The 13,183-nt window shown below is 55.2% G+C and carries 11 protein-coding genes; 5 read left to right on the forward strand and 6 right to left on the reverse strand.

Going from position 1 to position 13,183, the window contains the following annotated elements; translation table 11 throughout:
• Positions 1-101: 101 nt before the first annotated feature.
• From AM218_RS02065 to AM218_RS02090, 6 genes are all read right to left on the reverse strand, one after another.
• Positions 102-647, reverse strand: coding sequence for a 30S ribosomal protein S16 (locus AM218_RS02065; RefSeq protein WP_054411409.1), 546 nt, complete (start codon positions 645-647; stop codon positions 102-104).
• A gap of 333 nt (positions 648-980) precedes the next feature.
• Positions 981-1,736 carry an acyl-CoA desaturase gene (locus AM218_RS02070; protein ID WP_054411412.1) on the reverse strand — a complete coding sequence of 252 codons (756 nt, stop codon included), beginning with the start codon at positions 1,734-1,736 and terminating at the stop codon, positions 981-983.
• Between the two features lie 188 nt (positions 1,737-1,924).
• Entirely contained in the window at positions 1,925-2,635 is a 711-nt protein-coding gene (locus tag AM218_RS02075; protein WP_054411415.1) for an RluA family pseudouridine synthase, read from the reverse strand.
• A 9-nt stretch (positions 2,636-2,644) separates the two neighbouring features.
• Positions 2,645-4,111, reverse strand: coding sequence for a cell envelope integrity protein CreD (gene creD / locus AM218_RS02080; protein WP_054411418.1), 1,467 nt, complete (start codon positions 4,109-4,111; stop codon positions 2,645-2,647).
• A 111-nt stretch (positions 4,112-4,222) separates the two neighbouring features.
• Positions 4,223-5,038 carry a 3-methyl-2-oxobutanoate hydroxymethyltransferase gene (gene panB / locus AM218_RS02085; protein ID WP_054411422.1) on the reverse strand — a complete coding sequence of 272 codons (816 nt, stop codon included), beginning with the start codon at positions 5,036-5,038 and terminating at the stop codon, positions 4,223-4,225.
• Positions 5,039-5,162: 124 nt separating this feature from the next.
• Complete coding sequence (locus tag AM218_RS02090; protein ID WP_157547477.1) at positions 5,163-7,835, reverse strand: putative LPS assembly protein LptD; 2,673 nt, start codon at positions 7,833-7,835, stop codon at positions 5,163-5,165.
• Positions 7,836-8,032: 197 nt separating this feature from the next.
• On the opposite strand from AM218_RS02090, the gene AM218_RS02095 reads away from it, so the two are divergent.
• From AM218_RS02095 to AM218_RS02115, 5 genes are all read left to right on the forward strand, one after another.
• Positions 8,033-8,851, forward strand: a complete 819-nt coding sequence (locus tag AM218_RS02095) for an N-acetylmuramoyl-L-alanine amidase family protein (protein WP_231717524.1) — start codon at positions 8,033-8,035, stop codon at positions 8,849-8,851.
• Positions 8,852-8,916: 65 nt separating this feature from the next.
• A complete protein-coding gene (locus AM218_RS02100) occupies positions 8,917-9,960 on the forward strand; it encodes an MlaD family protein (protein WP_054411427.1) in 1,044 nt (347 codons plus the stop codon).
• Positions 9,961-10,065: 105 nt separating this feature from the next.
• Positions 10,066-11,694, forward strand: a complete 1,629-nt coding sequence (locus AM218_RS02105; protein WP_054411429.1) for an acyl-CoA carboxylase subunit beta — start codon at positions 10,066-10,068, stop codon at positions 11,692-11,694.
• 48 nt (positions 11,695-11,742) lie between these two features.
• Complete coding sequence (locus AM218_RS02110) at positions 11,743-12,309, forward strand: acyltransferase (RefSeq protein WP_054411431.1); 567 nt, start codon at positions 11,743-11,745, stop codon at positions 12,307-12,309.
• 32 nt (positions 12,310-12,341) lie between these two features.
• Complete coding sequence (locus AM218_RS02115; protein ID WP_054411433.1) at positions 12,342-13,124, forward strand: enoyl-CoA hydratase/isomerase family protein; 783 nt, start codon at positions 12,342-12,344, stop codon at positions 13,122-13,124.
• Positions 13,125-13,183: the final 59 nt, after the last annotated feature.

Consider the following 13,183-nt stretch of genomic DNA (forward strand, 5'->3'; position numbering starts at 1 on the left):
AGTTGAGGCGGATAAAAAAGTTGAGAGTTTAAAAGCTGCCCGGGGCGAAATTCGCCGCCTCGCAACTCCTAAACTCTCAACCTGGAAACTCCGGAAAGGGCTTAAGCGCCGGCTTCCTCGGTGGTTTCAGCCGCAGCTTCTGCCTCAGGGGCTTCGGCTTCAGCAGCCGGAGCGGCGGCAGCCAGAGCAGCAGCCTGCTTGGCGCGCTGTGCTTCGGCACGGGCTTCTTTCACCTTGGTTTCAGCAGCAAGCTGCTCTTTGCGCTTCTCATCTTTGGCAGTGCCCAGTGAGGTACGCTTGCCTTCGATTTTGGCGTCTTTCTGCTCTTTCCACTCGCTGAAGCGCTGGTCGGCAGTGTCCTGCGAGATGGCGCCTTTAATTACGCCAAGCTGCAGGTGCTTGCGATACAGCACACCACGGTAAGAGAGCATAGCACGAACCGTATCGGTCGGCTGAGCACCTTTCATCACCCAGTCAAATGCCTTGTCACCATCGAAGTTGATGGTAGCGGGGTTGGTCTGGGGGTTGTAGGTACCGATTTTCTCGATGAAGCGACCGTCGCGGGGCGAACGGGAGTCGGCAACAACGATGTCGTACTGAGCGGCCTTTTTGCGGCCGCGGCGGGCGAGGCGGATTTTAACTGCCATAAACCGGTTTGGTTAAGCGACGCATCTCGTGCGTCTAGTTGAAAGTGAGGCGCAAAGGTAGGAAATTAAAGAGGAAGGATGAAGATGAAGCTAGGTTTATTATCAAAGCCGGTCCTTCATTCATATTCAAATCTGTCATCCTGAGCTTGCGAAGGACCTTCTCCCGTTGAAACGAGTCATTGCTACGATTATCGTTGATGCGTGAGAAGGTCCTTCGCAAGCTCAGGATGACAGGTGTTTAATGGAGAGTTGATTGGAATAAGAGGCAGTGGTGAATGGGCATAAAAAAAGGCTGCTCCTTAGCGGAACAGCCTCTTCATTATTCTTTTATAGCTAAGCAGCCATAGGTATAGCTTCCTGCCATTTGCGCTTCACTTTGATGATGCGCATCTTATCCATCGTCCAGATGAACATATACGTGGGGTCAAACTCCCACCACTTCACGCCGAAGTTGACGCGCATGGGTAGCTTGTGGTGATTGTTCTGGAACAGCTCGCCGAAGGCCAGGAAGTCCAGGGCCAGCGTGTTCTTGCTGTGGTCGTGGTTATCGAAGTTCTGGTAGCCGTATTTGTGGCCGCCCCAGTTCACGATAGCGCCGTGGATAGGGCCCATCAGGAAGTGGATGGGCAGCAGTAGATACTGCCACCAGGCGGTAGCAAACTGCACATAAAACAGCACGTAGAGCGTGCCCCAGGCTAGGCGGGAATACCACTTGTCGCCGATGTTCTCAATCAGGCTCCATTCCGGATAGTCGCCCTCAAAACGCTCGGCTTCAGCATAACTGCGGTTCAGCACGGCGTTGTAAATGTTCTTGGTCTTCCACATCATGCTGAAGGCATTGGAAGAGAACAGGGGGGAGTGGGGGTCCAGCTCGGTGTCAGAGTATGCGTGGTGCATGCGGTGCAGCAAAGCATACGCCCGCGGCGAGAGGAACGAGGAGCCCTGACAGATGTAGGTGAACAGGAAGAAGAATTTCTCCCAGAACTTATTCATCGTAAACATCTTGTGCGCCGCGTACCGGTGCAGGTAGAACGTCTGCGTGAACAGTGAAAGGTAATAGTGGGCAACGAAGAAGATAAGAATTGGCATGGCCAGAAATAAAATGAAACCGACTGCTAGAGCAGGCACCCAGGTTGCCCGCATAAACCAAAGAATTGACCTTTAGTTCAAAGACAAGTACAAAACTACGGTCGGGTTAGCCCGTGTTCAATAAATCGTCCAAAAGGACAAAATATTGTTCAAGAGCAAGGATGCAGCCAGATGTGGCGGTGTGGCGATTATTGATAAAAAGGTTGGGCAGCTTCCCAATGTGCAATGTCCGGCAGGGGGGCATTGAAACACATTTCCTCCTTGGTAACCGGGTGCTGAAACTCCAGCCGGCGCGCGTGCAGCGCAATACTCACATCGGGTAGGGGCGCCAGAAAGCCGTACTTCACATCACCCACAATAGGCGTGCTCAGCCCGGTGGCCAGTTGCACCCGAATCTGGTGCGGCCGGCCCGTAATGGGGTTTACCTGCACCAGAAAGCGGTTTCCGGCCTGGCCCAGTACCTCATAGTCCAGCTCCGATTTCAAGCCCTGGGCGTGGCGCTCGGTGTAGGCTTTGGTGGTGTTGCGGATGGGGTCTTTCACCAGCCAGTGGGTGAGGTGGCCCTTGGGCGGCTGCGGGCATTTGCCCACCAGCGCCCAATAGGTTTTATGCACCTTATTGTCCCGGAACATTTCGTTCAGGCGGCTGAGGGCTTTGCTGGTTTTGGCCAGCGCCACTACGCCGCTCACCGGCCTGTCCAGCCGGTGCGCTACGCCTACAAAGGCCGCGCCGGGCTTCTTGTATTTAAAACGCAGATATTCCTCCGCCTTGGCTGAGAGGGGCTCATCGCCGGTAGCATCGCCCTGCACAAGCAGGCCGGCCGGTTTATTAATGATGAGCAGATGATTGTCTTCGAACAGAATTTCTTTCCGTTCCGACCATAGATTGGGACGATTCACGCGGTAAAGTTAAGCAACTGAATTTTCGGCGGGCGTTTCAGTGGTATCATACCAGTTGATACGCCGCGAGAGATACATCACGGTGGCCAGCACCAGCAGCAGGCCCAGGCTGCCAATCAGGAGGGCATAATCCTGCAGCTGCAGCACTACAAATACAAATCCGTACACCAGCACCAGCACGCCCGCGGTAATAAGCGTAAGGCGTCGCTGCCGGAAAATGCTGGCGGCATAAGCCGTTACCAGCCCGATGATAGCCAGCCCCGCCAGGGCGTAGGCAGCATTAAACGACATGTGCTCGGAGAGGGCCAGCAGCAGCACGTAAAAAATGACCAGCCCTAATCCCACCAGAATATACTGAAAAGGATGGATGCGCTTCCGGTTGAGCACTTCCACAAAGAAGAAAATCAGGAAGGTAAGCGAAATAGGCAACAACGCATACTTCGCGGCCCGCATGTTTTTCTGATACTCATCCACCGGCACAATCAGGCGGGCACCGAAGGCGGAGTTGTCCACATCGGGGCGGAAGTCGGCGGTGCGCCAGCGCTGGGGGTAGCTGCGGTTGAGGTGCAGCACCCGCCACGAGGCTTGGAAACCTTGGGGCGTTACGCTGTGCTGACGCGGCAGGAAAGCACCGGCAAAGCTGGGGTCGGGCCAGGGAGCCTGCAGCTGCACGCGGGTTTCGCGGCCCAGTGGTGCAAAGAACAGTGCGGAACTGCCATTTAGTGCCACGCTAAAGGAAAAGGTGTGTTTCCGGGCCAGGGCGGCGGCATCCGGCAGGGGCACTGTGGCACTCATGGCTTCGGTAGCCGGGCCAGTACCCGCCACACCCACCTCTGCCGGACTAGTATACTTTTCAACATGCTGCACCTCGGCCGTCAGCGAGCTAAACTGAGGCGCGGTGGAAAAGGGCATTACATCGGGCGAAGGTACGCCGGGCTCAAAATCTATGGACTGCCCGTCCCAGCGCAGGGAAATACCGTTGCGGATGCCTTTCATATCCGACAAGCCCACGGCCACAAACGCCTCGGGCCAGCGGATATCAGCCGGATTGATGTTCCAATCGGCCAGCGAAGCCGTCTGGAAAGTGCCCTGCACCTGCAGCTGCGAGCTGTATACCACCACATCATAAATGCCCCGCCGACGCCGTTCCGGGGCCAGGGAGCCCTTTATCAATAAGGTATCGGGCAGGAAGCAGGCGTAGGCGGTACTCTCCAGCAGGCGGTTTTTATCGTCGCGCTCCAGGCGGCGGTAGGGCACTACCAGCACCGGGCCCGTAAACTGCTGCGGCCCGCCCCATTTGGCGCTTACCTCGGCCGTGGCCTGGTCGCGGGTGTTAGCGCGCTCCTGCACCAGGTTTTCCACCATAGAGGCCGGAATCAGCAGCAACAGAATCAGGATGCCGATAGACAGCAGCTTGATGGTTACGGATTGCCGGATCCAGGAATTAAGCCGCTCAAAAGTGGAAGGCGAGGTCATCGAACGTCGGGCTTCGGGAGTAGGATGGTAGCAGCCGCAGGCTGGATTTTTTGATCAGAAGAACAAAAAGAAAAGCCAGACCCAATAACGGAGTCTGGCTTTTTAGTGGGCTTAATAAGCTTCTTCCTGCGTGGGGAAGTCACGGTTTTTGACGTCGGCAATGTAGCGTTGCACGGCGTCGTTCATTACGTCGCCCAGCTCAGCGTAGCGGCGCAGGAAGCGGGGCTTAAATTCTTTGGTGATGCCCAGCATATCGTGCACTACCAGCACTTGGCCGTCTACATCGGGGCCTGCGCCAATGCCAATTACCGGAATGCTCAGCTTTTCCGCTACCTGCTTAGCCAGGCTGGAGGGGATTTTCTCCAGCACCAGCGAGAAGCAGCCCAGTTCCTGGAGCAGCAGCGCATCTTCAATCAGCTTCTGCGCCTCGGCTTCTTCTTTAGCGCGCACGGTGTAAGTGCCAAACTTATAAATGCTTTGCGGGGTGAGGCCCAGGTGGCCCATCACCGGTATGCCGGCCGTGAGAATGCGCGTAATGCTGTCCTTGATTTCGGCGCCGCCCTCCAGCTTAATGCCGTGCCCACCCGATTCCTTCATGATGCGGATAGCGGAGCGCAGCGCTTCAGAAGAATTGCCCTGGTAGGAGCCAAAGGGCATATCCACTACCACAAAGGCCCGCTTCACGGCGCGCACCACGCTCTGGGCGTGGTAAATCATCTGGTCCAGCGTGATGGGCAGCGTAGTTTCGTGGCCGGCCATGACGTTGGAGGCCGAGTCGCCGACGAGCAGCACGTCAACGCCGGCGCCATCCAGAATGGTGGCCATGGAGAAGTCGTAGGCCGTGAGCATCGAAATTTTTTCGCCCCGCTGCTTCATGGCCAGCAGCTGGTGAGTGGTGACGAGCTTGACTTCTTTGTGCTGCGACATGGTATTTTGAAAGTTTGGGGTCAGGAAAGCAAAGCCAAAGCTGCTGATTTTCTGGCAAACGCACGCCGCCTATCCGCGAGAGCCGGGGCCCGGGCCAAAGTAAAGCCGCCCCGGTAGTCAGCCGTTAGCGGTTATAGAAAGAGCGGTTGCGGCTCAGTTTCAGGTCCTGCAGCAACGATGATTTGGCCGCAATGGTAACCGAGTAGCCCTGGCGCTGCCCAAACGGAATCCAGCTGCCGCTGATTTCCCAGCAGTGCAGGTCCCGGTAGAAATCCAGGGAGGTATAGCTTACTTCCTTATGGCGGAAGTCGTAGCCGCTGTTGTAGCCAAAGCGGAGCTTATCGGTCAGTTTTACGGTGCCGTTTACGCTGAGGGTAACGGTGGTAAGGGAGGAGGTGGTCTTCTCGCCGGCGCGGGGAAGTACCGGGGGCTGGTTGAAGTAGCTGGCCGAGAAGGAGGTATTCAGCGTCCAGGGGATGCTGAAATCAACATAGTCCTCGTACGGAGTAGCATTCTGGGGCTGGCCCAGCACCGGCGTGTTGTTGGGGGCCAGGTTGCTCTTCTGATTTGATTTCCGCTGCTCAGGGTTAAACTGATAAGTGATGGACAGGTTAGCGGCCGTGATACGCGCCAGCCGCCATTTGCTTTGCTGAAAAAGGAACTGGTTCAGGCGGCGGTTGGTGCTGTCGCGCTGGTAGGCGTCAAAAATACCGTCCATCTGAAAGTTCAGCTTGCGGGCAATCTGGGTGCGGAAGCTGCCCCGGATCAAGCCCAGCTTGAATTCCGGCGCCTCAAAGTCGTAAGTAGTACCAAAGTCCAGCCCATCAATCAGGCTTACTTTCTCAAACGGGGTGTTGCCGGTGGTATCCTTCTTGGCCCGTACTTTCATTTCCAGCTGGTTCTGCAGGCGGAAGGAGAGGAGATTAGATGTTCGGCCACCGGGCACGCCCGCGCCAAAGCCCTCAAACCGGGATATGCTTTGGATACCCAAGAGTCGGCCATTCCCGTCCCGCAGGTCCAGAAAATCTGTGTCCCCATCATACAATTTATCACTGCTTAGATAATCGGGGGAGTGGCTGTAGCTGATAGAGGGCGAAATTTTATGCCGTATAGCCTCCACCTTCTTACCCTTGATTACATATAAGCCATAGATGTTGGTAGAGGCAGAAGCACCAAGGGCGTAGTTATACACCATACCAAAGCCCGTAGTATCAATGCGTACGGCCCGAGCCAAAGGATCATACTTGTAATCGAGTTTCTTGTTGTACCAAATTAGCCCGTAGCTTACAGAAGGGGAGAGGCTGATGTGCTTCAGCAAGGTGTAGCTACCCAGCGAGATACCAAAATTATGGCGTACGCTGGATTCCGCGTTGCGAAACAGGTCGCCTACATTTGCAATGTTTACCGGAATGCGGCGGCCCTGGCTGGTACCACCAATCAGGGGAATGCTGGTGCCGTCTATGGTTAGCTGCCGGGCCTTCTCCACGTTGGTCAGGCGGTTTTGGCCCTGCAGGTCGTAGCTCAGGGAGAACTGCTCATAAAAGCGGCCCCGGGGCGCCAGGCCCAGCCATTCGTACGGGTATTGCCGCGCTACGCCCAGGGTAAAGTCGGGCAGGGTCACATTCATTTCGCCGGTGCCCGTATTCTGGCTCTGGCTGGCCTGGATGGAGTAGTTGAAAGGTGAGTTGCGAATCACCTTGGAATACCCAATGTTGGACTGATAGGTGGAGGAAAGGTACCGTTGGGTATCAAAGCTGTTGAGCACATTGTAGGCCTGGCTGCCCAGACTCACGCTGGCCCGGAACTGCCCGCCACCCGGGCGCGACTGTGGCGAGTGGTTCCAGCTAACCCAAAAGGTGCGTGGCGAGGGCGGACGAGTATAGGGCTGGTCCAGACTAACAGCTGAGGAGCGCAGAATCTGGCTTTCCGGGCGCTGGCTGAAGGTGGCATTGAAGGAGCCGGTATAGGAGTAGCGCTTGCGGTATTGTACATCGGCCGTGGCGCCCCAGCCGCCAAACTGGTCGGCGGCGCCGGAGTAGACTTCTCCCGTCAGGCGCACGCCTACATAATCACTGGCGGCCCAGTAGTAGCCGCCGTTACGAAGGAAAAAGCCGCGGTCGGTGGTTTGGCCAAAGGTGGGCAGTATCAGCCCGGAGGCCCGCTTTTTACCGGGTGTAGGGAAGTAGCCAAACAGAAAGCCCAAGGGCGTGGGAATGTCGCCAATCACCAGGTTGAAGGGGCCCGTCACCACTTTCTCGCGGGGAATCACCTTCATTTTGCTGGCATTGATGTAGAAGTGCGGGTGCTCTAGGTTGCAGGTGGTGTAGCTGCCATTGCGCCCAAATACTTCGTTCAGGGCATTTTTCTTCACTACCTCGGCGTGCACGTAGCCCTCGCCCTGCTGGGTTACAGCATCGGCAATCTTGCCTTTCTTGGTTTTGAAGTTGTAGGCAATGCGCCCGGCCTGATAGGTCTGGTCTTTGTCTTTGAAAATGGGGCGGCCCTTTATTTTTCCGGTTGAGTCGGGGGCGCCTTCAGCCGTGAGCAGATTCTTTTTGTAATCAATGGAAATACGGGCGGCTTCCAGAGACAAGGTGCCATAATCAATCTTGGCTTTGGTGTACAAATGTGCTACCCGCTCCTGCACATCAAACTGAATAGAATCCTGGGCTACGTAGTGTATGGTGGTCTCAATATTCCCCTTGGGAGCCGCCGATACGCGCAACGAGTCGCCGGTCTGGGACGTACGGGCGGTATCCAGCGCTACCTGCACCGGCCGCGGCACGGACTTTGTCAAAGGCCTGCGCTGTCCCCATGCGTTGCCCATAAGCCCCAGCCACAGGCTCAGGAACAATAGTAGGGACACTACGGGCCGCCCGGATAGGCGGAAGAAGTATAAGTTATAATTCGGCGCTATCGGGGCCACGTAGTTTTTTCGTTTATTTTGTGGCAGTATGCAAAGGTAGCGCGTTGCTCCTCCAACTAACGAACTCTGTGCGGAATATTGTCGCTCTTGGTACTGTAGGCCTGATGCTCCTCACCGGCAGCCCGGCTCCTTCAGCTTCTTCCTCGTTTCCTGCCTCGGCCAGCCGCCACACGCAGCGCTATAAGCTACGCACCGTGGTACTGGATGCCGGACATGGCGGGAAAGACCGTGGCTGCGCCGGCGTGAAAGCCCGCGAGGCCGATGTTTCTTTGAAGCTGATTCTGGAACTGGGCCGGCAGATAGAAGAGAATATGCCGGATGTAAAAGTAGTATACACCCGCAAAACAGATGTATTTGTAGAGCTGGCCGACCGGGCCGGCATTGCCAATAAGCATAATGCGGATCTGTTTATCAGTATTCACTGCAATGCCGGGCCTTCCGTAGCGCATGGTACGGAGGTCTGGACGATGGGGCCGCACAAGACGGATGCCAACCTGGGCGTAGCCAAGCGGGAAAACGCCGTAATCCTGCAGGAAGACAATTATCAGGAGCGCTACAACGGCTTCGATCCGCACTCCCCGCAGAGCCATATTCTGTTTTCTCTGTTTCAAAGCGCGTATATGGTTAACAGTATTCGGTTTGCCCAGAAAGTAGATCAGCAGTTTCGTACTGCCGTGCGCCGGCCCAGCAGGGGCGTAAAGCAGGCAGGTTTTCTGGTGCTCTGGAAAACGGCCATGCCCTCCGTGCTCATTGAAGCCGGCTTCCTCACGAACCCCGGCGAAGAGCGGTATCTGAACGATAAATCCGGACAGTCGTATATGGCCTCGGGTGTCTACCGGGCCTTCAAAGAATACAAACAGGAGCTGGAGGCAACTACCGCCGACTAAATACTGTTCCGTAGTCAGATTACCCGTTTCTCGCCTGCCCACGCTCCCAATACTACCTTACCAACGTGTCGAAAGAAATTAAAGTAGCCCTGCTGGCCATTGCGGCCCTAGCGTTGTTGTTTGTGGGGTTTAGGTTCCTGAAAGGCAGCAATATTCTCTCTTCCAACCGCACCTACTACGCCAAGTACGACAACGTAGACGGCCTGACCGTGGGCAACCCGGTTTTACTGAATGGCGTGCAGGTAGGCCAGGTAAAGGAAATGCAGCTGCTGCCGGAAGAAAAAAACCACATCAAAGTATCCATTGAGCTGGGCAAAAACATTGTGGTAGGCGACTCCACCGTGGCCAGCCTGTCGGGCTCTTTGCTGGGTTCCAAAACCATTACCCTGTTTATGGGTAAGAATTCTAAAGTGTATGAGGGCGGAGAAGAGCTGCGCTCCTACACCGTGGCCAGCATTACCGATGCTTTCCAGGCCCGCGCCCTTCCCGTGCTGGGCACCGTCGATTCCACGCTCATCAAGATCAACAGCTTCCTGAACAAGGATGCCAAGAAGAGCATTCAGGCTACGCTGCTGAACGCCGAGGGCACCTCCGCCGAGCTGCAGAAAATGCTGGTGGCCAACCAATCCAACATCAACCAGATTACACGAAACATGGCCCAGCTTACGCAGGCCCTGAACGTTACCTCCCGCAAGATTGACCGCATTGCCGCCAACTTCGGCCAGCTCAGCGACTCTCTGCGGGTTGCGCCTGTGGGCCCCGCCCTGCGCAACCTGAATGCCACCGTAACGGAAGCGCAAACGGCCATGAAATCCCTGAACCAGTCCCTGAGCCAGTCGAAAGGCTCTTTGGGCAAGCTCATCAACGACGATTCGCTGTACACCAACCTCAATGCTACCTCCGCCTCGGCCAATGCGCTGCTGGTGGATCTGAAAGCTAACCCCAAGCGCTACGTGCACTTCTCGGTGTTTGGCGGGGGTGGTAAAGAAAAAACCAAGAAGGAAATAGAGCAGAAACCCGGCGGCGAGCTGAAAATCGAAACCAAAACCGTGGAAAGCTCTACCCAGCCCCTGGCACCTACTGATACAGCAGTAACCCCTAAAAACTAAGCTGTCTGTCATTTTTGACTACTTTTGAAATCCGCCTTCGGGCGGATTTTTTTCGTTTCTCCCCCGCCCGTTTCCGCTTCTTTTACCTCCCCACTTCCCACCCGCATGAATCTGGAATTCAACAAAAACGAAGACCTGGTTAAACAACTCACCTTCCAACTGCGTCAGCGCCTGAAAAAAGTAGCCCTGGGCGGCGGCGAAAAACGCATTGAAGCCCACAAAGCTAAAGGCAAGCTCACGGCTCGCGAGCGGATTGATTATCTGCTGGATAAAGGCGCCGAGCAGGTTGAAATTGGGGCCTTTGCCGGCGAGGGTATGTACCAGTCGGAAGGTGGCTGCCCTGGTGGCGGCGTGGTGGTGGTAATTGGCTACGTGAAAGGCAGGCAGTGCATTGTGGTGGCCAATGATGCCACCGTGAAGGCCGGCGCCTGGTTTCCCATCACGGCCAAAAAGAACCTGCGGGCCCAGGAAATCAGCATCGAAAACAAGCTGCCCATCATTTACCTGGTAGACTCGGCCGGGGTGTACCTGCCCATGCAGGACGAGATTTTCCCCGATAAGGAGCATTTCGGCCGCATTTTCCGCAACAACGCCGTGATGAGCAGCATGGGCATTGTGCAGCTATCCGCCATTATGGGTCCGTGCGTGGCTGGTGGCGCCTACCTGCCTATTATGTCCGACGAAGCCATGATAGTGGAAGGCACCGGCTCGGTGTTCCTGGCCGGCTCTTACCTGGTGAAATCCGCCATTGGCGAAACCATTGACAACGAAACGCTGGGCGGCGCCATCACGCACTCCGAAATTTCGGGCGTGACGGACTACAAATTCCCGAACGACGAAGAGTGCCTGGACCACATCCGCAACATATTCGATAAGATGGGCGCTACGCCCACCGCCGGCTTCAGCCGCACAGAGCCCGCGCTGCCCCGCGAAAAGCAGGAGGAAATCTACGGCCTGTTGCCCTCTGACCGGGTGAAGCCCTACGACATGATGGACATCATCAACCGGCTGGTGGATAACTCCGAGTTTGAGCCATACAAAGACCTCTACGGCCAGACGCTGCTCTGTGGCCTGGCCCGCATTGATGGCTGGGCCGTGGGCATTGTAGCCAACCAGCGCAAGATTGTGAAGACCAAGAAGGGCGCCATGCAGATGGGCGGCGTTATCTACTCCGACTCCGCCGACAAGGCCGCGCGCTTCATCATGAACTGCAACCAGAAGCGCATTCCGCTGGTGTTCCTGCACGATGTATCCGGCTTTATGGTGGGCTCGCAGAGTGAGCACGGCGGTATTATTAAGGACGGCGCCAAAATGGTGAATGCCATGGCCAACTCCGTAGTGCCCAAGTTCACCGTCATCATCGGCAACAGCTACGGAGCCGGCAACTACGCCATGTGCGGCAAAGCCTACGACCCGCGCCTGATTGTGGCCTGGCCTACCGCCCAGCTGGCCGTAATGAGCGGAGCCGCCGCCGCCAACACCCTGCTCCAGATTCAGGTAGCCTCCCTCAAAGCCAAAGGCGAAGTCATCACGTCCGAAGCCGAAAAGGAACTGCTGGACCGCATCAAAGCCCGTTACGAAGAGCAGCTTTCCCCTTATTACGCCGCTGCCCGCCTCTGGGTAGATGCTATTATTGACCCGCTGGAAACGCGCAAAGTCATTTCCCAGGGCATTGCTGCGGCTAACCATGCGCCCATTGAAAAGGCGTACAATGTGGGGGTTATTCAGGTGTGAGGAATCAATAACAAAACAACTAAATTCAACTCTACCATCTCCAACCCTATGGCATTTTTCTCTCAGGAACAACTCGAAAAAATGGGCTTCAGGGCCCTAGGAAAAAACGTACTGCTTTCGGATAAAGCTGCTGTTTATGGGGCTAAAAATATATCCATCGGTGACAATAGCCGCATCGATGATTTTTGCATTATGTCAGCTGGCGCGGGCGGTATAGTCATTGGCCGACACGTACACATTGCCTGTTATGTCTCCCTAATTGGGCAAGCCACTATTACTATAGAAGATTTTGCCGGTCTTTCCGGTAAAACCAGTGTGTATTCCAGCTCAGACGATTTTTCTGGTAACTACCTGACTGGTCCTACTGTGCACTCTGATTTCACTAATGTATCGCATAAGTCAGTGCATATTGGCAAACATGTCATCGTTGGAGCTGGATGTATCATTTTGCCCGGTGTCACGATAGGCGAAGGCAGCGCGTTAGGAGCCATGTCGTTGGCAAACAGAAACTGCGAAGCCTTTGGCATTTATTCAGGTTCGCCGGCTCGCTTGGTGAAACAAAGGGAGAAGAAAATGCTACAATTGGAACAAGCTTTTCTGACTTCAGGTAAATAGAAATAAAACATCACACATTGATATAACCTATTATGATCAATTCAGAAAATTTGTTTGTTGACGTGAAGGAAAACGGGGTGATGATAGTTGCCGTCAACCGTCCTGCCAAAATGAACGCACTGAATATTGAAACCCTACGAGAATTAGAAGAGTGCTTTCGCTCAGCGGCGCAGGATGCACAGGTACGCGCTATCATGGTGACCGGTATGGGAGAAAAAGCCTTCGTGGCTGGGGCCGATATTTCGGAAATCGCTGCTCTATCGTCGGCTGATAGCCGCGAGTTTGTGGAGCGCGGTCAGGCCGTATTTCGCCTGATTGAACAATGCCACAAGCCTGTGATAGCTGCCGTGAATGGCTTTGCTCTAGGCGGCGGCTGTGAGTTGGCGATGGCATGCCACCTTCGCGTAGGTAGCAACAAAGCCGTGTTTGGGCTTCCGGAAGTGAGCTTGGGCATTATACCTGGCTATGGAGGGACCCAGCGCTTAGCCCAGATTGTAGGTAAAGGCAAGGCCCTCGAAATCATGCTGACCGGTGACTTCATCAAAGCGGAGGAAGCCTACCGTATCAGCTTACTCAACGTGCTGGTAACACCGGAGCAACTGATGCCCCGCTGCTATGAGCTGATTGAACGGATTCTGTCCCGGGCTCCTGTGGCCGTTGCTATGGTTTTACAAGCTGTAGATACCTTCTACACCCATCCGGCTGGCTTCGCCTCCGAGATAGATGGCTTCGTGACTTGTTGCGAAACCACCGATTTCCGGGAAGGTACCAACGCTTTTATGGAAAAGCGCCAGCCGGTATTTACAGGAGTTTAAGCAAATAATAAGAAAAATATATCAGCTTCGATAGCAACTCGTCAGCTTAAAAATAAAAG

Source organism: Hymenobacter sp. DG25A (genome assembly GCF_001280305.1).
GTDB lineage: Bacteria > Bacteroidota > Bacteroidia > Cytophagales > Hymenobacteraceae > Hymenobacter.

Bases quoted from the DNA above. Each gene is read 5' to 3' on its own strand.
- AM218_RS02065 (WP_054411409.1), bottom strand. From the start codon at position 647: ATGGCAGTTAAAATCCGCCTCGCCCGCCGCGGCCGCAAAAAGGCCGCT.
- AM218_RS02070 (WP_054411412.1), bottom strand. From the start codon at position 1,736: ATGCCAATTCTTATCTTCTTCGTTGCCCACTATTACCTTTCACTGTTC.
- creD (WP_054411418.1), bottom strand. From the start codon at position 4,111: ATGACCTCGCCTTCCACTTTTGAGCGGCTTAATTCCTGGATCCGGCAA.
- panB (WP_054411422.1), bottom strand. From the start codon at position 5,038: ATGTCGCAGCACAAAGAAGTCAAGCTCGTCACCACTCACCAGCTGCTG.
- AM218_RS02105 (WP_054411429.1), top strand. From the start codon at position 10,066: ATGAATCTGGAATTCAACAAAAACGAAGACCTGGTTAAACAACTCACC.
- AM218_RS02110 (WP_054411431.1), top strand. From the start codon at position 11,743: ATGGCATTTTTCTCTCAGGAACAACTCGAAAAAATGGGCTTCAGGGCC.
- AM218_RS02115 (WP_054411433.1), top strand. From the start codon at position 12,342: ATGATCAATTCAGAAAATTTGTTTGTTGACGTGAAGGAAAACGGGGTG.